Source organism: Polyangiaceae bacterium (assembly GCA_020633205.1).
Taxonomy (GTDB): domain Bacteria; phylum Myxococcota_A; class Polyangia; order Polyangiales; family Polyangiaceae; genus JAHBVY01.
Map to the genome: position 1 here is coordinate 142,797 of JACKEB010000012.1, position 18,912 is coordinate 161,708.

The following is an 18,912-nucleotide window of genomic DNA, read 5'->3' on the forward strand; positions in this document are numbered from 1 at the left end:
GGCGTGGTTGATGACCACGCCCGCGTCGTTGCAGTTTGCCGCTCGGCTGCGTCAGTTCGACGTGCCGGCGCTGCCGCCGGTCGTTCCGCCGCTACCCCCGGTCGTTCCGCCGCTGCCGCCGGTCGTTCCGCCGCTGCCGCCGGTCGTTCCACCGCTACCGCCGGTCGTTCCACCGCTACCGCCGCTGCCGCCCGCGCCACCGCTGGTGTCTGGACAGTTCATCGGATCGGCAGGGATCGGTGCGCCGAAGTCATTGCGGTAGTTGAACGTGAGCTCGATCGCCAGCGTTCCCAGGTCGTACTTGTTGGGGTCGCTGAGGTCGATCTTGTAGTCGGTGGGCACTAGCAACCCGGCGCTGGTGTCCAAGTTCGCCGTGATGGCCAGCTCGTCCAGTAGCAGGCCAGCGTTCGGGTCCAGCGATAGGCCGAAGTCATCCAAGCGCCCCGCGACGTAGGTGTCTTCACAAGTCCCGCCCGGGCACTCGGCGACTACGGCACCCGGAATGACCTGCGCTTGGTTGAAGTCCGCGCAAGCCCCGAGAATGCCAAAGCCGTAGGGTTTTGCGCTCGAGTTTACGGCGCGCTGCTGGAACGCGCCCCAGCTGCCGAGCCCCGTGCCGTCACCCAGGAACATGTATGGGGCAGGGCCCTTGGACATAGTCACCAGCAGCTTGCGGAAGCCCACCATCGGCACGGTGATGTCGGTGCCCGCGCCCGTCGTCAGAGATACCGGCTTGAGCTTCATCGGATTCGACGTCGAGAGTCCGCCGCTCAGGTCCGCGCCACCAAGGAACACACCCCACACGAGCGGAGCACTGCCGGCCTGCACGAGCTGGACTGCCAGCGGGTTGTCGAGGAACCACGCGCGAATGTAGACCGTGTCAGGCAGGCCATCGGCTTCTTGTGTCGTCAACCCGGCGAGCGTGACTTCACCCGTGCCTCCGTCAGGCAACATGATGGTTTTGAGCGGTGCGACGGGGTTGGCTGCGTCCATCTCGGGCGTCGCGGTGTCGTAGATCTGAATCATCGCCACACCGCTGCCGTCGATGTCCGCGTCGGTGCCAGGCGTTAGCGGTTGGGGCGCGAGCGTGATGCACGCCTTGGCCTTGCTGGAATCCGCAGGAGCCGAACAATTCCCGCCGCCGGCGGTACCGCCAGATCCACCACCACTGCTGCCACCGCTGCTCGAGGCTCCGGTTCCGCCGCTTGAGTTGCCAGCGGTGCCTCCGGTCGCTCCACTGCCACCCTTTCCGCCTTCGTCGTCATCCGAGCAAGCGGGGAGCGCAAACGTCGCGCAGGCGCCGAGTGCCATGAGTGCCAAGAGTCGTGACCCGTCGATACGTCGCTTCATGTAGTTCCCTCCACAAGTAACCAAGCTCTACTCCGGATCAGGATGGCGCACTCCGTGGTGAGTTCGCGATCACGGAAAGCCCGGACGTTACAAGCGTCCACGACGGACGACGAGTCGTCAAGCTGGTGCGGGGTAGTTTGGCTACGTGGCTCATGAATCGCAGGACGGTTCGAGGTGCCCAGCTCGAGGCGCCCAGCTTGAGGCGCCCAGCGTTCGTTTGTTGGCGTCAGCATTAGGCATGTAGGTGACGCAGCCTCGTGGTAGGAGCGAGTGGCGGCTGCTTCATGAAGATCGTTCACGCTGCGGACATCCACCTGGACAGCCCGATGCTGGGGCTCGAGCGCTACGAGGGCGCTCCCGTGGACGTCCTCCGCGGGGCGACGCGCAAGGCCTTTTCCAGGCTGATTGATTTGTGCTTGGAAGAGCAGGCGCGTCTGCTGCTGCTCGCGGGCGATCTCTTCGACGGCGACTGGAAGGACTACGGAACGGGGTTGTTCTTCCTGACGGAGCTGGGACGACTCGCGCAAGCCGCCCTCCCAATGCGCGTCGTGCTGTTGCGAGGCAACCATGACGCACAGAGCGTACTCACCAAGCAGCTCGTGCTGCCCGAGCACGTCAAGGAGCTCCCGACGGGCACTCCCGGCAGCCTTGTCTTCGAGGAGTTGGGAGTCGCGATACACGGCCAAGGCTTCGCGGAGCGAGCCGTGAGCCGCGATCTCACCCCGGAATACCCCGCGCCGGTCCCAGGGCTCTTCAACGTTGGGCTGCTGCACACTTGCTTGGACGATCGTCCGGGGCACGCAAACTACGCCCCGAGCAGCACCCAAGCGCTAGTTCACCACGGATACGACTACTGGGCGCTAGGGCATATCCACTCCCGCGAGATCGTGAATCGGGAGCCGTGGATCGTCTACCCCGGCAACCTTCAGGGGCGCCATATGCGAGAGTGTGGGCCGAAGGGGGCCACGCTAATCGAAGTCGAGGCGGGGCGCGTGCGCAGTGTCGAGCATCGCGAGCTGTGCGTCGTGCGTTGGGAGAAGCTCGAGCTCGACGCCAGCGATCTGGAGGACCCGGAGGAACTCCTGGTGAGCGCCGGGGACCGCCTGAGCGAACTCCAGGCAGAGATCACGCGCCCTATTGCCGTGCGGATCACCATCGTCGGTCGCTCGCGGTTGCATGCTCAGCTCGCTAGCGATCCCGATCGCTGGCTGGCGGAGTTCCGACGCGTCGCCAATGATGTCGGGGATGTCTGGCTCGAGCGCCTGGACATCGCCACCCGTGCGCGCATCGATCTTTCGGAGCTGCGTGCTCTGGGCGGCCCGATGGGTCAGCTCGCGAACTCACTAGAGGCGCTGCGGCAGAACCCGGCAGAGCTTAGCGAACTCTGTCAGCAGCTAGCAGAGCTCGAACGTCGTATCCCGAGGGAACTGAGGGATGGCCCCGATGCGCTCCACTTGACGGACCCAGAGACGGCAGCGCAGGAACTCACCGCGATCGAGCAACTCCTGCTCCCAATGCTCTTCGACGCGGAGCGCGGGTGATGCGATTTCGTCGCCTCGAACTCGCAAAATTTGGCTCGTTTACCGGCGAGAACCTCGAGTTTCTCCGCTCACAGCCCGACTTCCATGTTGTTTTCGGACCCAACGAAGCCGGCAAGAGCACCACGCTGCGTGCGATCAAGGGCTTCTTGTACGGCATTCCCCATGTGTCCCAGGACGTGTACCTGCACTCAGGGGGGGACCTGAGGATCAGCGCGGAGCTCGAGACGAAGGACGGCGCCCAGCGCTTCACACGACGCAAGGGCCGCAAGGCCACGTTGCTCGATGCAAGTGGCGAGAGCGTTCCCGAAGAGCAGTTGAAGGCGCTCTTGCAGGGCGTCGACGGCGAAGTGTATGCGGCGCTCTTCGGCCTCGATCACGTTTCGCTGCGTGAAGGCGGGGCAGCACTGGCTCGAGGCGAGGGTCAGCTGGGGGAGAGCCTCTACGCCGCCGGGATCGGTTCAGGGGGGGTGAGGGAAGTCCTCGCCAGACTGAGGCTCGAAGCGGAGTCGCTCTATCTGCCTCGCGGAAAGCGCACCATCAATCAGCTCGTCTCCGCTTTTCAGGCTGCGAAGGCGGAGCTCCGGTTGGCCACCACAGAACCCCAGAGTTGGCTCATGCAGCGCGAGGAAGTGAGTCGTCAGCAGGCGGAGGTGGAGCGGCTGAGCGACCGCAGGAGTCAGCTGCGCCTCGAGGAGAGTCGGCTAAAGCAGCTCCAGCGCCTAGGTCACATTGCAGCGCGCCACTCCGCAGCCCAGCGCGAGCTGGAGCTACTGGGCGGGGCACTGGAGCTGCCCCAAACGTTTCAAGAAGAGCGAGAACGGTGGATGCTACAGGCGGCGTCGAGTGAGCGCGAAGCCAGGCGCCGCAACGTTGAGCTTGTATCCGCGAGGCAAGAGCTTGAGCGCCTTGGGGCACCTTCCGACCTCGCCAGCGAGCTCGACGTGAGCGAGCTAGAGTACCTCGATGACGCTCTAGGTAGCCACCGCAAGGCGGTGATTGACTTGCCGCGTCGTCGCGGGGAACTGCAGGCAATCGAGGCGGAGATCACCCACAGCATGCGGGGGCTCGACCTGACCTTCGACCGTGGGAGCGACGCCCAGCTACCAGGCCCGGCGGTGCGTGCAGAGCTAGCGGCCCTGATCGAAGACCGAACCCGCCTCGAGGTGACGCTGACGGCGCAACGCGATGAACTCGCTGACCTCGATGCACGGTACTCGACGCTGAAAGCTCGCATCGCATCACTTCCCGAGCGACCTGAGCCGAGTGCTTTGGAGCACGCCCTGGAGGTGGCTGCAGAAGACGTCGCCCTCGAAGGACGAATTGCTGAGCTCCGAGTTGAAGCAAGCGGACTCGCAGCGGAGAACCGCCATACCCGCGAGCAACTCGGGGTGAGGAGCGACGCGCCGCTCGCGTTGCCCGACCCCGAGCGCGTGGAACGATTCCTAGAGGAAACGGCCAGAGAGTCGCAAAATCTGGCCAGCCGCGAGAGCGAGAGCCAGCGTCTCGAACTCGAACTCGACGAAATGGCGTCGCGGCTTGCGGCGCTCGAGGCCACTGGCGAGCTGCTGCGCCCAGAGGAACTCCAGGATGTTCGCGGCGTCCGGGAGCGCGCTTGGGAGCGTGTGGACGACGAGCTACGCGCTGCGCGCCTCCCAGCTCCCTCGGTTGTGCGCGAGTTCGAGGGCAGTGCCCGTGAGGTCGATGGTTTCGTCGACCGCCTGCTGGCAGATGCTGAGCGCGTCAGCCTCGGCGTGCAGCTACGGCTGGGTGCGCAACATGCTCGGGAACGCCTGGTGGAGTCGCGGGAGCGAAGCCAGGCGGCCGAGCGGCGCCTGAACGAGCTGAATGGGACTTTTGTGGAGCAATTCTCGCTATTCGCAGGGACGCTACCGGAACAGGTCGCACAGCGCTTCGCGGCGCTATCGCGGGTGCAGCAAGCCGAGCGGCGCGCCGCGACGCTGAACTCGGAGGTCGAGAGGCTCAACGCGCGACTCGAGCGCCGAATCGCGGAGCTGCGGACGCGCCTCGGCGAATTCGCAGAGCAGAAGTCGCACGCGTCGCTCGCGGAACTCGTCAAGCGCGGCAGGGCTCTGCTCACTCGGCTGAACCTGGGCGCCGCCGATCTGCGCGCGGACACCCAGCGACTCGCGGAGCTCGCTGAGCGACGCGCCGTGCGCCAACGCCTCCTAGAGCTGGCCGAGGCACAGCACGCCGAGTGGGCTGCGCGTTGGGAACAGTCGCTGAAGCGTTTCAAGCTGCCCCCGGAGACCCCGAGTCGTGTGGTCAACGCGCGCATCGAGGCGCTAGCTCAGCTGGAGCGACGGCTAGACAAGCGCAGTTCCCTGGAGGGGCGCATTCAAGGCATGGAGCGCGACGCTCGCCAGCTCGCGCAATGGCTGAGGGAGCGCCTTGCGCGCTTCGCGCCTGACCTATTGGAGTGGGACGTGGCCCGCGCTGGTGCAGAACTCAAGCGGCGTTACCATGTAGAAAAGGCAAAGGCGGAGCGCTGCGCAGAACTCACCGAGCGCATTGAGCGTCTCGGGCGGGAACTGGCATCGTCCGAGCAGGACAGCTTGGAGGCCGCTTCAGAGCTAGCTCGCTTGTGCCAGGTCGCCGGTGTGGAGGACCCCAAAGAGCTGCCAGTCGCGGAGAGGCGCGCGGCAGAACAGCACCGCCTGCAGGGAGCGATCGCGGAGCGTCAGCGCGAGCTCTTGGAGGAAGCCAGTGGCACCTGGCACGATCTGCCGGCGATCCTCGCGGCGGTTGGTGAGAACACGTCTGCGGAGATCGCGTTGCGGCTCAGTGAACTCGAGAGTGAGCTTGGGGAAATCGACGAGAGCTACCGCGACGCGATCTCCGATTTGGAACGCAAGCGGGCGGGTCTCGAGCGACTATCGAAAGGGTCCGCCGCGACGCGCCGCGAGGAGCAGGAAGAGGTGCTCGCGACGTTGCGCCGTGAGGTAATGCGGTATCGTCGCGTGAAGCTCGCGGAGCTGATCCTCGCGCAAGAGGTGGAACGTTACCGTAAGGAAAATCAAGGTCCAATACTCGAGCGGGCAAACCAGCTGTTCCCAAAGCTGACCCTCGGCCGCTATCGGGAACTGAGCATCGGCTTTGATGCCGATGATCGCGCGATTCTAGAGGCGATCCCCAGCGGCGCTAGCGGCGAGCAAGAGCGCGTGCGCGTAGACGACTTGAGCGATGGCGCGCGGGATCAGCTGTTCCTGGCGCTGCGTATCGCGAGCATCGAGCGATACGTCGACGCGGGCACGGTGTTGCCGGTTGTGCTCGACGACATCTTGGTGCACTTCGACGAGGAGCGAGCTCGCGCGGCCCTCGAGGCACTCAGTGAGCTAGGCGATCGAACACAAGTGCTCTTTTTCACGCACCACCGGCGCCACGTCGAGCTCTGCGAGGGAGCGCTAGGCGGACGCTTCACGCTGCACGAGCTGCGTCGGCGTGCTGCTTGAGGGGCGTCAGTCCTTGGCTTTCAAGAGCTCGTCGATGCGCACGCCGTTGATCGTCAAACCGGTGATGTCCGCGTCATCGATGATGACGTGCTTCAGGCTCACGTTGGTCAGTCGCGCGCGTTCGAAATCCACGTCAGACACTTGCGCCTCGCGTGCCGCGCAGTTGGTGAATGTCACCCCGCTCAGCTCGACGTTCTCGAGCTTACCCGCTTTCAAGTTGGCATCGACGAGCTGAAGGCCTGGTGCCTCCACATCCTTGAGCACGGCGCGGCTGAGGTTGACGTCGGTGAGCCGCACTCCGGTCAAGTCGGCGTCGTTCAGCTGCATCCCGGTGGCGTCGATATCGCTTAGTTCGCTGGCGCGCAGGGCGGCGTTCTTCAGCTTGAACGAGGCGAGGTCGATGTCGTCGAGGGACAGCTCTTTGAGGGACGCGTTCGTCAGCTTGAGCTGATCGAGGTTGATGTCGTCGAGAGTCGAGCCGCTCAGGTTCGCGTCTTTGAGCTGCAGGCGCTGGGCGCTCACGTCGGTGAGGCGCGCGTCGTCCAGGTTCAGGTCGTTGCCTGTCAGCTTGCAGAGCTCGCTGTCGGTGATCGACATCCCATGCCCGATACAGCGGGTGACGCTGACTTCGGGCAATCCGCAGCTCACCAGGCGAGCGCGGCTCAGGTCACACTTCTCAAAGTGCGCGTCGGTGAGCGACTGTTGCTTGAACTCGGTCGCCTTCGGCTTCTTCCCCATGGCTCACAGGATACGTCGGCTGCGACGTCTGGCGAATCGTGGAGTCACCGGACGGAACGTTCCCGCGCTGGAGCTCTTGGAAGCTACCCACACGGAGAGTCCGCGCGGGTAGCTTCGTGGCTGCGATGCTCAGAGCCCCTTGGCCGCCTCGAGCGCCGCACCGTAGTTCGGCTCTTGCCCGATCTCCGGCACGTACTCCACGTGGCGCACCACGTCGTCGGCACCAATCACGAACACGGCTCGCGCGAGCAGACCGAAACCGGGTGCTTCGACTCCGTAGGCGGGGCCAAACGTCTTGAACTTCCAGTCGCTCAGGGTCTTGATCTTGTCGCTGCCCGTCGCACCGCACCAGCGCTTCTGAGCGAATGGAAGGTCGACGCTGACCGCGATGACCTCGAGGTTCAGGTTTGCGGCTTCCTCGTTGAAGCGCTTCATCTCGACGTCGCACACGGGCGTGTCGAGAGAGGGCACCGCGCAGAGGATCCTGGCTTTGCCTGACAGGTCCTTGCCCGTGACGGGCGCCATGTCGGTGCCGATCAGCGTGAAGTCGTCGGGAGCCTTGTCACCGGCCTTGAGTTCCGGACCGACCAGGTCGAGTGGGTTGCCCTTCAGAGTGATCGCGCCCTTGCGTGTTTCAGCCATTGCTCCTCTTTCACGGCGTCGTTTCCGGGAGGTTTGTCCCGGTCGAGCGCCTGGATGTGCGCTTCATGCGCCTGGATGGATTCGGTTTGGGGCGCCGTGGGCGCGAACCAAACGTCATTCGGGGAACCGGACCATGAGGAGGTGAGGGCGCGCCGTCAAGGGCTCGTGCTTGAAGCTGGAGGAAACCCGACCCGCGCTGCGTGGGCGACCATCGGCAAGCGGTCTTGACCCCAGAAGAGTTCACCCCCGACCTTGAATGTCGGGGCGCCACACAAACCAGTGGCGACCGCGTAGTCCGTGTTGGTGCGCAAGGCCTGCTTTGCTTGATCCGAAGAGGCGGCTTCCAAGAGTCCTGCAGGGAGCTCCAGCTCGCCGAGGATCTCTGCAAGCACCTGCGGCTCCGAGATGTTGCGGTTGTGTGACCAATAGGCGCTGAACAACGCATCGCTCAGGCGCCGTGCGTCGGCCCCCGGGAGCTCCGCTTGCGCAGCGAGGTAGAGCCGCAGGGGCGCCACACTGCGCAGCGGGAACACGTCAGGGAAGCGGAACCCAACGTCATAGCGCTTGGCGAAGCGATCGATGTCCTTGGCCACGTAGAGGCGTTTGCTCTCGGGAAAGGTGAAGAGCGGTACGTCTCCGGTGCCCACCGCCTTGAACAGCGCGCCGAGCAGAAACGGGATGGGCTTCACCGACACGCCGCTGGCCGCTTCGAGGGCCGCGATCTGGGTGTGCGCGAGGTAGGCGAAGGGGCTTGAGTAGTCGAAGAAGAACTCGATCTCGCTGGCCACGGGGCGCGCGCTCTTGTCGAGCTCGGTCCAGCCGTCTCGCGACGGGTCCAGTGCCCGGGCGACGAAATCCAGCCGGTCCTGCCCCCAGTACAGCTCCTGATCCACACGGAAAGTGGGAACGCCGAACACGCCGGCCTCGAAGGCGGCGAGGGTGCTATCGATCAGCGCTTGCTTCTGAGCTGGGGCCGAGGTGACCGCTCGGGCGCCATCGAGGCCCGCGGCGCTAAGCGCCGCCTCGACCACGCGCGGATCCTCAAGATCTTCGCCGCGTCTCCAGTAGGCGTCGAAGAGCGCGTGACTCGCTTCAGGAAGCGCCCCGGAGGCGAGGGCGGCGCGCAGCGCGAGCACCGTGCGCCGGGGGTGACTCGCCGGCTTCTGCAGCGGCGCCTCGAAGAGTGAGGCATAGCGCTCAAGATCTCGCTGGTTGATGCGCGTCTTGGTGGGGTTCATCTGGTTCGGCGCGTACTCCTTGTCCGACGTTCCGCGCAGGTGATTGAAAATGCCTCCCAAGAGCACTGGGCGATAAACCAGCTCAGCGTTGCAAGCCTTTGCCAAGGCGCGCACCTGCGTGCTCGCGACGTAGGCATAGGGGCAGACGAAGTCGTAGAAGAACTCAAGGCGTTTCACGTTTCCTCCGGGGGGGCGACGGTGGTTTCGACGTAGCGGGCGAATGATCGGGAGGCACGGCGGCTTGCCGCGAGTCTCGTTGCGGGCGAGCGTACCTCACCCCCAAACCCGCGAGGGACTGCACGCGTGCAGGCGTCGGCTGCAGCGTTCCCGACGCACCGCTCAGCGGTCGTTGCGTTCCATAGATTGTGGCGCCCTCAGTGCTCGCCGAGGCGCACGCCGTTGATCTCGACGCCGAACACCACGACAGCGAAGACGCAGCCTTCGGGACCGGCGGTGAAGTCGTGCTCGGTGTCCACTTCCATCTCAGCGACATCCCCAGCGTGGTAGCCGCGTCCGGCGGAGTCCGTGTAGCCACCCTCGAGAATCAGCGCCGTCTCGTGGCCCAAGTGCCGATGCAAAGGAAAGCTCGCCCCCGGCGCCAAGCGCACCAAACCCACGTCGGCGCCAGCTGTCGCGGGGCCGCCATCAAGGTGCAGTAGCTCCACGCCCGGGATGGGAAAGGCCTGCCAGTCAGGCCCCACGGTCTGAGGGAGTAACGCGTCGACCGCCGGCTCATCCAGATCGAAAAGCTTCGCCAAGCGGCTCGTGAATGGCGCGTAGCGCTGATGCCCTTCGAGCTCCGCAAAGAGCTCGGCGCGCCGGTTCGCCGCGGGCGCTTCCGCGGGGATGAGCCGGCTCAGCGTCGCCAGAGCGTCACCGAGCGCTGCTTCGTCCAGAGCGTCGTCCGCCTCCAGCGCCGCCAAAGCCCAGTCCGGGAGCAGCTCTTTCATGGCTGACCTCCGGGGCGTCGGATGGGATGTACGGCGGATTCTCCTTCTCGAAGCACCCCCCGCAGCTTGCTCAGGGCAGCCGCCACTCGACTCTTGACCGTGCCGATGGGGATGCCGATGTGGGCGGAGATTTCGCTCGAACTCAGCCCCTCGAAGTAGCCGAGCAGCAGGACCTCGCGTTGCTCTGCTGGTAGCTCGCCGAGCACCTGCAGGAGCAAGCGCTGATCTGGGGCTGCGTCGGCTTGGGCTTGTCCGACCTCTGGCAGAGACTCCGTCTCCAAGCTGACGCTGCGCTTCACGCGGACCGACTTCTTGCGATCGAGGGCGCGGCTTCGTGTGCGCAAGAGCAACCACGCGCGCACTGAACCCCGCGCGCTGTCGTAGTCCGCAGCGCGTTTCCACGCTTCGAGGAATACGTCGTGGACTAGGTCCTCGGCTTCCTGACGTTGAGCGAGCACCCGCAGCGCCAGCGCCAGCATGGTTGGTGCGTGGCGATCGTAGAGCGCCGCCAGCGCGCGCCGCTGACCATTCGCTGCGGCTTGAATCAGCTCGACGTCCTCGAGGGTCTCGAGATCGGCGCTCGGGCTGGGGCTGGACTGGACGAGGCTCACTCGACGCGGAGCGTAGCAGCGCGGCCTGACGATGGAAACCCGGCTCGCAGGGGCGATGGCGGGGCGCTCCGCCGGCGAATGCTGGGTAGCGGCCCAGGGCCGGTTCAATCGCGGTCTGGGAGCAAAGTCGCGCCCAGTAAAATCACACTCGGTAAAATCACCGCCTGGGTGCATCCAAAGCGCGGCGAGCTGCGAATCCTGCACAGGACGCAACGAAAACAGGCGCGCGGCGGGTGTCGTTCCCACGAGCTGAGTACGATGGGGCGCGAGCTTCGGATCGGCGACGGAGCTGCGTGATGGCCCTCGCGTTCCCCGTGGACTGTGGTAGTCGCTGCCCGTGGCGTCCAAGCGCACAAGATCGCTCGCAAAGCGCCGCCGTGGGGCAAGGGCTGCCGCGCGCCCAAAGCTCGAGCCGGGGGCACAAATTGCGGTCGAGGTTGCTCTCGACGAAGCGGACGACGAGGCCAGCCTGCTGGGCAAGGTCGCGCTGCTCTGCGGGTGTGCTCCGGGCGAGCTGCCGCAGCTGAGGCTACTCAAGCGCTCCCTCGATGCGCGGCGTCACCGGATCCGCCACCGCTGGTTGTTCGAGGTGGGAGACGGTGACGCTCGATCGGAAGGCCTCGGCGGGGCGCCCTTGCAAGCAGCCCAGCAACCCGAGCGGGTCATGATCGTCGGTGATGGCCCCGCTGGCCTGTTCTGCGCCTATCAGCTCGCTCGCCTGGGCATCGCATCGACGGTACTCGAGCGCGGGAAGGCGGTTCAGCCAAGACGCCACGACCTCAAGTCGTTGAACCGCCACGGCCGCGTGGACGCCGACAGCAACTACTGCTTCGGGGAAGGCGGCGCTGGTACCTACAGCGACGGCAAGCTCTACACCCGGAGTCACAAGCGCGGCAGCGTGCGGGACGTCCTCGAGCTATTGACGTTGCACGGTGCTCCTGAAGATATCCTCACGGAAGCGCGCCCGCATATCGGATCGAACAAGCTCCCTAGGGTCGTCACGCGTTTGCGTGAGCGCTTGGAGGAGGTTGGCGTCCAGTTTCGCTTTGGCGCTCGCGTGGTCGACCTGGCGCGCGGCCCAGACGGCGCAGTGCGAGGCGTCCGCTTGGCCAGTGGTGAAGAGCTCAGCTGCGAGCGCGTGGTGCTCGCCACGGGGCACTCGGCAGCCGATGTGTACGAGATGTTGGCGGAGCTAGGGGTTCCCTTAGAGCCGAAGTCTTTCGCCGTGGGAGTGCGGATCGAACACCCTCAGGCGCTGATCAACCGCATCCAGTACGGCAAGGCGGCGGATCACCCGCGCTTGCGTAATGCCGCCTACCGCATCGTGCACAACGTTGAAGGACGGGGCGTTTTCTCGTTCTGCATGTGCCCTGGAGGCTTCATCGTGCCTGCGAGCACCGAGCCGGGCGGTCTCGTGGTCAATGGCATGAGCTTGAAGCGCCGCGACTCACCCTTTGCGAACTCGGGGCTCGTTGTCCAGGTCGACGTCTCGGATGTGGCCGCCGCGTTGGCGTGTGAAGTTGCCGTGGGGAAAAACGCTCTGGCTGGGCTGCGCTTTCAACGCAGGATCGAACAAGCGGCGTTCGCGGCCGGGGGCGGCGGTTTCGTTGCGCCGGCGACGCGCGTCAGCGACTTCGCCGAAGGGCGTGCCTCGAGTCGAGCCGGTGATACCAGCTACATTCCGGGCCTCAGGGCAGGGGATATGGCCGAGGTGCTGCGCTCGAGTGGCTTCGACCTAGCTACTCCGTTGCGGGTGGCGCTCGCACGATTTGGGCGAGACATGCCAGGTTACGTCAGCGAAGAAGCTCAGCTGATCGGCGTCGAGTCGCGCACCAGCAGCCCCGTGCGCATGCCCCGCGACGCGGAGACGCTACAGCTGGTCGGTCTGCCCGGCGTGTTTCCAAGCGGAGAAGGAGCTGGCTACGCAGGGGGTATCGTTAGCGCGGCTGTCGATGGCATGCGCGTCGCGCTCGGTGTGGCGCAAAGCCTGGGCGTTGACGTGGGCGCGCTCTCCGCCGGGTTCAGCGGAGGCTAGCGACGATACAGCCGCACAGCGTGGGCGCCTGGCTGGCAGTGCTAGTTCGAGCTCCAGCCGGGCGGCATGATCAGCGCGTCTCTCACGTCCGCAGCGACGCGCAACGCGCTGCGAAGCTTGCGTCGCGCCAAGAGCTGCAACACGCCGAATGTAAGGCTGGTGATTGCGCCGAGCACCAGGCCAAGAATGCCCTTCAGCGCCCAGCTGCTTTGGCTGCCGAGCATCGCGAGGATGCCAGACAGCCCATAGAAGCCCAGCGCGATGAGCAAGCCGAGCTCGAGAGCACCGCCGATCAGCAACAGGCGCTGCCAACCACGCTTGAGCGCCGCGCCTAGCGGCAGCGGGCTGCCGCCTTGCAGGGTCCCCCACTCGCGCTCCCAGCGGACGTGCAGCGCGGCCAAGAGCAGAGGGACGTCGACGTCGGCGTCTGCCGGTACCTGGAGCACCGCGGGGAGCCAAATGCGGTCGAACACCCAGCTGGTTCCCTGGGGATTCGGCGGAGAGCGTCGGCCACCGAGGCGACAGAGGACCCGATGTGCTAGGCGGCGCATCCGCGCGCCGCCGCTCAGCTTTGGCTCCTGCAGCGCGGCGGTCACTTCGTTGTCGCGAGTCGCTGCGCGCGCCCGCAAGATCTTGAGTAGGTCTTCCGCGCTCGCACCCGCGGCCAACCAAGCGATTCGCTCTCCGGTGACTTCACTCAGCGCCGCGCGCTGAGCCGCGAAGTCTGCGCCCTCGACCAGCACCAGCTCGAGCTCAACGTCGCCCAGTATGTCATCTGCGGCAGCGAGGCGGCTCTGCACGTCGCTGGCGAGCTCCGCGGCGGCCGGCGCCTGGCTATCAAGGAGGAGGCTAAGTTTCACGGCGGCGGAACATAGCCAGAAGAGCCGCCTTGGGCAGCTCATTTCGCCGCTCACTTTTTGCGCGGAAGAGCGACAGAGAGCGCCCTCTACGCCGTGCGCAGGATGATTTGCGTCACTTCAGCCGGTGCCCCGAGGCGCAATGGAGGTCCCCAGTAGCCCGTACCAGAGCTCACGTACACTGCCGTGTCGCGGATCCAAGCCAGGCCTGCGACCACGGGTTGCTGCAGGCGGACGAAGATTTGCCAGGGCCACAGCTGGCCACCGTGGGTGTGTCCGGAGAGCTGGAGGTCTACACCGCGCTCCGCCGCTTCCGTGATCTGCCGCGGCTGGTGCGCCAGCAACACCACGGGGTGTTCCGGATTGCGATCCTTCAGCGCGGCCTCGAGGTCTGCTCCATGACCTGGCACTCGGCCCCCTTGCAAGTCGTCCACTCCCGCTAGATCAAGCGCAGTGCCGGCGGCGTTGCGCAGGCTCACATGCTCGTTGCGCAGCACCCGCAGACCCAGCTTACCGAGGTGCTGACACCAAGCCTCCGCGCCTGAGTAGTATTCGTGGTTGCCAGTGACGAAGAACGTCCCGTGGCGAGCTTTCAGCTCGGCCAAGGGCGCGACCGCCTGCTCTAGCTTGGAAACTGGGCCATCCACCAGATCGCCGGTGATGGCGACCACGTCTGCATCCAGCGAGTTGCAGGTCGCAACGATTTCTTCGATGAACTCGCGTCCAATGGTTGGCCCGATGTGAACGTCACTCAGCTGGACGATGCTGAAGCCATCGAGATCCTTCGGTAGCCGCTTCAGCGGGATCTCGACGCGCTTGATCTGCACCCGGCCGAGCGCCGATCGCGCGCCAGCAACGGTAAACCCTCCCACGAGCAACACTACCGCGCCGCCCAGGGCACGGGCCAGTGTGGTGCGCCGTTCGGCGACGAACGCCGGATTCAGCTGTTCCTGGGTGCTCTCCCAAATCCATGCGGCAACGCGCACGAGCTCGGCACCGGAGAGGAGAACCACTAGCCAGAAGACGATTCCGAGCCAGGCGTAGAGCACCAGCAGGACCGGTCGCCCAGCGTTCGGGTCGAGAGTCCGCGATAGATAGAAAGTCAGCGGGATGCTGAGTCCCAGCAGTGCGACCAGGGCACCGAGACCCCGCTGCCAGCCGAGGGGCAACTGCAGGTCCCGCACCAGGCGGGCGTACACCCAGTAGTGAACACTGCCCACGAGGAGCAGGACGATCGCGAGGAAGACGAAGAACCCAACTGCACGCGGCACTGCTTGCTTATAAGCAAGCGAGCGGGCGATCGCCTCCCCCTGTCGTGTGAAGCTGTGTGAAGTTTGTCTCGACGGCTACGCCGGGGCACGCGTGCACACCCAACGCAGGCTCTGCTGCCATCCGCTCTTTTTTTTGGGGGAGAGGTGCAGCGATCAGTCGCGTCTCCCCAATGGCGCGCTGCGCAATAGCTGGGTCCCGCGCGGATATGCGGGCGGCATCTCCCACCCTCGCTGCTTGCGCATCCTCCCGGTATGGAAAATGGGGACGGCCGGCGCGTTGACCGACCACGCCGGATCGCGCGTCAACCCAGCGATTTCCGCTGGAATCAGGGCGCGACGGGGGCGAGTTTGGTATATCAGCAGCCTCGGGTTGATGACGCGACCCTGGACCAGGGCGCACGGCGATCGATTCGCCATCAGGAGGTTTTGTATGTCCTTTCGCTTGTTCTCTCAGTTGTGCATCGGCGGCCTGTTGCTCGGAGCGGTCTCTGGCTGCAGCAGTGACTCCGACGACAACTCCGGCTCGGGAGGCAACGTCGAGGGCTGCAACATCATGGTCAGCCCGAGCGACAACGACACCGAGAAGCTGCAGACCGCGTTCGTGAATGCGAAGAGCGGCCAGACCGTCTGCATGACGAAGGGCACCTACACCATCACGAACTTGATCACGGTGGGTGCGACGCCGGGCTTGACGATCCGTGGTGTGGGAGACACGCCCGACGACGTGCTCCTCGACTTCACTGGGCAGACCGAGGGCGACGACGGGATGCTCGCGACGGGTGACGACATCACCATCGAGAACTTCTCGGTGCGCAACACGCGCGGAAACGGCATCGTCGTTAGCGGCGCCACCGGCGTCGTGTTCCGGAAGATCAAGGTCACTTGGGACGAGTCGAAGACCGAAAACGGCGCCTACGCGGTGTACCCCACCAAGTCGAAGGACGTGCTCGTCGAAGACTGCGAAGTCGTCGGCGCGAGTGACGCGGGCATCTACTTGGGTCAATCCGAGAACGCCATCTTGAGGCGCAACACAGCGTACGGAAACGTGATCGGCATCGAGGTGGAGAACACCACCGGCGCCGAGATCTACGACAACGTGACCTACGACAACACCACCGGCATTTTCATTCCCTTGCTGCCGAACCTGCAGCGCAAGGAGAGCGCGCTCACGATCATCCGGGACAACCAGATCTACGAGAACAACCGGGGTAACTTTGGCGACAAGAACACCGTGGTGTCCTTCTTGCCTCCGGGAGTCGGGATCATCCTGCTGAACTCCGACAAGGTTCGCGTGTTTGGCAACACGATCAAGGACCAGAAGTCGACGGCGGTTGGCATCGTCGGACAGGCCACCATGGATGAGGTGACGGGCATGATGAGCACGGATACGGAGACCGATGGTTACCCCGAGGAAATCTACATCCACGGCAACACCTACGAGAATATCGGCGGTATGCCTGCAGGGATCCTCGCCACCTTGGGCGTCGCCAGTCTCGAGGAAGTGGTGTGGGATGGCTCCGAACGGAGCCCCGGTTCAGCCAAGCTCTGCCTGGGTGAGTCCGACCTACCCACCTTCCGAGACTTCGGCGGCCTGGACGGCGTCGGCAACCCGGACCTCCACTCAACCGACGCCACGCCTCACACGTGCACGCTGCCCGATCTCGAGCCCGTCACGCTGCCTTAGTCATGCGTCTTCGCTCCCGATTCTCGAGGGTGCCCCGGTCCGCTGGACCGCTCTTGGGCGCCCTCGTGGCGGCTCTTCTCAGCGCATGTGGGGGTGGGGGAGAGGAAGACTCTACGAAGACGCCTGCGCTTCCCTGGGCGCCTGGCAGCTGGCCTGCCTACGAGGCACCCGACGCGAAACAAGCGGCTCTCGGTAAGGTCCTGTTCTACGACCCGTTGCTCGGCGCGGACGGAACGACCGCCTGCGCGACCTGTCACAGCGAACACTGGGGCATGAGCGATGGTCTTGCGGTGAGCGTCGGCTTGGACGGCGTGGGCGCCGTGGGGCCAGGTCGCGTTGGACCCAACTTGACCCGGCGCAACTCCATGTCGCTCTGGAACGTTGCTTTCAGGGAGCGCCTGTTCTGGGATGGCCGCACGGAAACGCTAGAGGAGCAAGTCAGCGCGCCGCTCACCGCGGCAGAAGAGCTCGGCAGCACCGAAGCGGAAGTCGTCGACGCATTGCGCGCGAACGCTGAATACACATCGCTCTTCAACGAGGCGTTCCCCGGCGAGCCCTTGGGCTTCGAGCAAGTGACGCGCGCCCTGGCCGCGTTTCAGCGTGTGCTCGTGAGCGACTGGGCTCCTTACGACCGCTACGCGAAGGGTGACCTCGGTGCCCTCTCAGACAGCTCAAAGCGGGGAATGCAGGCGTTTGCTGATCATGGCTGTGCAACTTGTCACGTGCCACCCCGCTTCGAGCTCGAGCTGTACGCCAACCGCGGTCAAGCGAACGCGGATGGCGTCGACGACGCGGGCCGCTACGAAGTGACCGGCGACGACGCGGACCGAGGTGCCTTCCGTGTTCCCACCCTGCGGAACCTCCGGGACTCCGAACCATATTTCCATGCGGGAACTGCGCCGACGGTGGAGGACGCAGTGCGTGCGGAGCTTGCGTTCAGCGACGGCATCGACCCGAGCGAAGTCCCTCAGGATCTAGTCGACGACATCACTCACTTCTTGGTCAAAGGTCTCACGGATCGCACTCGGGAGCAGGCGCGACCCGCGCGTGTGCCGAGCGGCCTCGAGGTGCCTTTGGACAACTTCCGCATCCCGCGCTAGCTGACCCTCACCCCCAACCCGAAATCTCGCTTGGCTGCGCCGTTGGGCGCGGCGTCATCTGGAGCCTAACCACCATGCCTATTCATGCCTTTGCTCGAACCTCGTGGAGTCAGCGCCTTCGAACGATGTGCTCGGTGGGTGCCGTCGCCGCGCTGCTCGTGGCTGGTGGGTGCAGCGGGGACGATTCCGAAGGGTCTACGGTCAAGGGCGTCAGTGTGCCGAAGGCAGGGGAGCACTTCGCATCCCTCGCAGACTGGCATTTCTTCAGCGACATCAGTCAGCAAAAGCCGGCGCCTGGGGTGGAACCGTTTCAGCCCATCGCCCCGCTTTACAGCGACTACACGAACAAGCGTCGCTTTATCTATGTTCCGTCCGGAACCAAGATCCAGTACAGCACCGATGGTGTCTGGACGATCCCGGTTGGCGGGGCGTTGATCAAGACGTTCTCCTACGTGCTCGACGAACGCGAAGGGGTGCCGAGCGTGATCACTCCGGACAAGGAGCGTTTGCTGGAGACGCGCGTCTTGTATCGCGAGTCGGAGACCGCCTGGGTCGCGGAGACCTACGTCTACGACGAATCCGGAAAGAGCGCCGAGCGTAAGGTGGCGGGCGCGACGATCGACATGAGCTGGACGAACCAAGCCGGCGAGACGATGACCAACGCCTACGGCGTCCCGAACGTGAACGCTTGCCAGACCTGCCACGGCGAAAATGAGGCGATGAACGCCCAGGGGCTACGCACGAGGCAGCTCAACTGGGACCATGACTACGGCGACGTGGTCGAGAACCAGGTGGACCACTTCGAGAGGATCGGCTGGCTGGAGCCCACGGGGGACCGTGAACAGCTGGTAGATCCATACGGAAGTGCCAGTGTGAGTGACCGCGTGCGCTCGTACTTCGACTCCAACTGCGCGAGCTGCCATCGGGAGGACGGCTTCGCATCGTCCAGCGGGCTCTGGCTCGACTGGGGCAACACCGATCCGAGCAAGGAAGCGGCACGCTGGGGCGTGTGCAAGCAGCCAACGTCCGCTGGCGGGGCGACCTGCGGGCTGCAGTTCGACGTGGTGCCTGGGAAGCCAGACGAGTCGATCCTGCTTTGCCGCACCGCATCGGAGGACGGCAAGGTGCGCATGCCGCCCCTGGCGACGAAAGTTCCTCACGCCGAGGGCATCGCGCTGATCCGCGACTGGATCACCCAGCTCCCGGCTGCATCTTGCAGTCAGTGAGGCGCGATCCCCCCGACGAGCGTCCCTGACCAGTCGGTCGCGGCTGCCCCGAGTAACAGGGCCGCCGTGAGTCCGCGGCGTAGGATCTGCGCGATCCTCATTCACCTTCCTTCGCTATGGAGTGCCGCTCAACGGTGAGCGACGTGACGACATGGCGTGGTGGTTGCTCTGCGCTTGAAGCCAAGGGCGCTTCCCCTTA

The 18,912-nt window shown here is 65.1% G+C and carries 14 protein-coding genes; 6 read left to right on the forward strand and 8 right to left on the reverse strand.

The features are described 5' to 3' along the window. Positions 1 to 51: 51 nt before the first annotated feature. On the reverse strand, positions 52 to 1,350 hold the full coding sequence (locus H6718_12685; protein ID MCB9586251.1) for a hypothetical protein: 1,299 nt from the start codon (positions 1,348 to 1,350) through the stop codon (positions 52 to 54). Between the two features lie 284 nt (positions 1,351 to 1,634). On the opposite strand from H6718_12685, the gene H6718_12690 reads away from it, so the two are divergent. Both H6718_12690 and H6718_12695 read left to right on the forward strand, forming a co-directional pair. Next, the gene (locus tag H6718_12690; GenBank protein ID MCB9586252.1) at positions 1,635 to 2,891 is read left to right on the forward strand and encodes a DNA repair exonuclease; all 1,257 of its coding nucleotides are present in this window, start codon (positions 1,635 to 1,637) and stop codon (positions 2,889 to 2,891) included. Further along, positions 2,891 to 6,361 carry an AAA family ATPase gene (locus H6718_12695; GenBank protein MCB9586253.1) on the forward strand — a complete coding sequence of 1,157 codons (3,471 nt, stop codon included), beginning with the start codon at positions 2,891 to 2,893 and terminating at the stop codon, positions 6,359 to 6,361. The genes H6718_12690 and H6718_12695 overlap by 1 nt, the downstream gene beginning before the upstream one ends. 6 nt (positions 6,362 to 6,367) lie before the next feature. Here the strand turns inward: H6718_12695 and H6718_12700 are convergent, their stop codons facing one another. From H6718_12700 to H6718_12720, 5 genes are all read right to left on the reverse strand, one after another. Next, positions 6,368 to 7,099, reverse strand: a complete 732-nt coding sequence (locus H6718_12700) for a pentapeptide repeat-containing protein (GenBank protein MCB9586254.1) — start codon at positions 7,097 to 7,099, stop codon at positions 6,368 to 6,370. 129 nt (positions 7,100 to 7,228) lie between these two features. Further along, the gene (gene tpx / locus H6718_12705; protein ID MCB9586255.1) at positions 7,229 to 7,741 is read right to left on the reverse strand and encodes a thiol peroxidase; all 513 of its coding nucleotides are present in this window, start codon (positions 7,739 to 7,741) and stop codon (positions 7,229 to 7,231) included. 155 nt (positions 7,742 to 7,896) lie between these two features. Beyond that, the gene (locus tag H6718_12710; GenBank protein MCB9586256.1) at positions 7,897 to 9,156 is read right to left on the reverse strand and encodes a 2-hydroxychromene-2-carboxylate isomerase; all 1,260 of its coding nucleotides are present in this window, start codon (positions 9,154 to 9,156) and stop codon (positions 7,897 to 7,899) included. Positions 9,157 to 9,353: 197 nt separating this feature from the next. Further along, positions 9,354 to 9,929 (reverse strand): cupin domain-containing protein, encoded by a 576-nt coding sequence (locus H6718_12715; GenBank protein ID MCB9586257.1) that lies wholly within the window; start codon positions 9,927 to 9,929, stop codon positions 9,354 to 9,356. Continuing rightward, entirely contained in the window at positions 9,926 to 10,540 is a 615-nt protein-coding gene (locus H6718_12720; protein ID MCB9586258.1) for a sigma-70 family RNA polymerase sigma factor, read from the reverse strand. Before H6718_12720 ends, H6718_12715 begins: the two co-directional genes overlap by 4 nt. Positions 10,541 to 10,964: 424 nt before the next feature. Here H6718_12720 and H6718_12725 point away from each other — a divergent pair, with 424 nt between their 5' ends. Continuing rightward, positions 10,965 to 12,575, forward strand: a complete 1,611-nt coding sequence (locus tag H6718_12725) for an FAD-dependent oxidoreductase (GenBank protein ID MCB9586259.1) — start codon at positions 10,965 to 10,967, stop codon at positions 12,573 to 12,575. Positions 12,576 to 12,616: 41 nt separating this feature from the next. Here H6718_12725 and H6718_12730 read toward each other — a convergent pair whose 3' ends face one another. Together H6718_12730 and H6718_12735 are read right to left on the reverse strand one after the other, a co-directional pair. Further along, entirely contained in the window at positions 12,617 to 13,435 is an 819-nt protein-coding gene (locus H6718_12730) for a hypothetical protein (GenBank protein MCB9586260.1), read from the reverse strand. 86 nt (positions 13,436 to 13,521) lie between these two features. Further along, positions 13,522 to 14,703, reverse strand: a complete 1,182-nt coding sequence (locus tag H6718_12735; protein MCB9586261.1) for a metallophosphoesterase — start codon at positions 14,701 to 14,703, stop codon at positions 13,522 to 13,524. A 430-nt stretch (positions 14,704 to 15,133) separates the two neighbouring features. Here H6718_12735 and H6718_12740 point away from each other — a divergent pair, with 430 nt between their 5' ends. From H6718_12740 to H6718_12750, 3 genes are all read left to right on the forward strand, one after another. Continuing rightward, positions 15,134 to 16,387, forward strand: coding sequence for a right-handed parallel beta-helix repeat-containing protein (locus H6718_12740; GenBank protein ID MCB9586262.1), 1,254 nt, complete (start codon positions 15,134 to 15,136; stop codon positions 16,385 to 16,387). A gap of 65 nt (positions 16,388 to 16,452) precedes the next feature. Beyond that, positions 16,453 to 17,487 carry a hypothetical protein gene (locus H6718_12745; GenBank protein ID MCB9586263.1) on the forward strand — a complete coding sequence of 345 codons (1,035 nt, stop codon included), beginning with the start codon at positions 16,453 to 16,455 and terminating at the stop codon, positions 17,485 to 17,487. Between the two features lie 134 nt (positions 17,488 to 17,621). Next, complete coding sequence (locus tag H6718_12750; protein ID MCB9586264.1) at positions 17,622 to 18,713, forward strand: hypothetical protein; 1,092 nt, start codon at positions 17,622 to 17,624, stop codon at positions 18,711 to 18,713. Positions 18,714 to 18,912: the final 199 nt, after the last annotated feature.

What these genes read in the sequence shown, in the direction of transcription:
- H6718_12685 (MCB9586251.1), bottom strand. Translation starts at nt 1,350, where the DNA reads ATGAAGCGACGTATCGACGGGTCACGACTCTTGGCACTCATGGCACTC.
- H6718_12690 (MCB9586252.1), top strand. Translation starts at nt 1,635, where the DNA reads ATGAAGATCGTTCACGCTGCGGACATCCACCTGGACAGCCCGATGCTG.
- H6718_12695 (MCB9586253.1), top strand. Translation starts at nt 2,891, where the DNA reads ATGCGATTTCGTCGCCTCGAACTCGCAAAATTTGGCTCGTTTACCGGC.
- H6718_12700 (MCB9586254.1), bottom strand. Translation starts at nt 7,099, where the DNA reads ATGGGGAAGAAGCCGAAGGCGACCGAGTTCAAGCAACAGTCGCTCACC.
- tpx (MCB9586255.1), bottom strand. Translation starts at nt 7,741, where the DNA reads ATGGCTGAAACACGCAAGGGCGCGATCACTCTGAAGGGCAACCCACTC.
- H6718_12715 (MCB9586257.1), bottom strand. Translation starts at nt 9,929, where the DNA reads ATGAAAGAGCTGCTCCCGGACTGGGCTTTGGCGGCGCTGGAGGCGGAC.
- H6718_12740 (MCB9586262.1), top strand. Translation starts at nt 15,134, where the DNA reads ATGTCCTTTCGCTTGTTCTCTCAGTTGTGCATCGGCGGCCTGTTGCTC.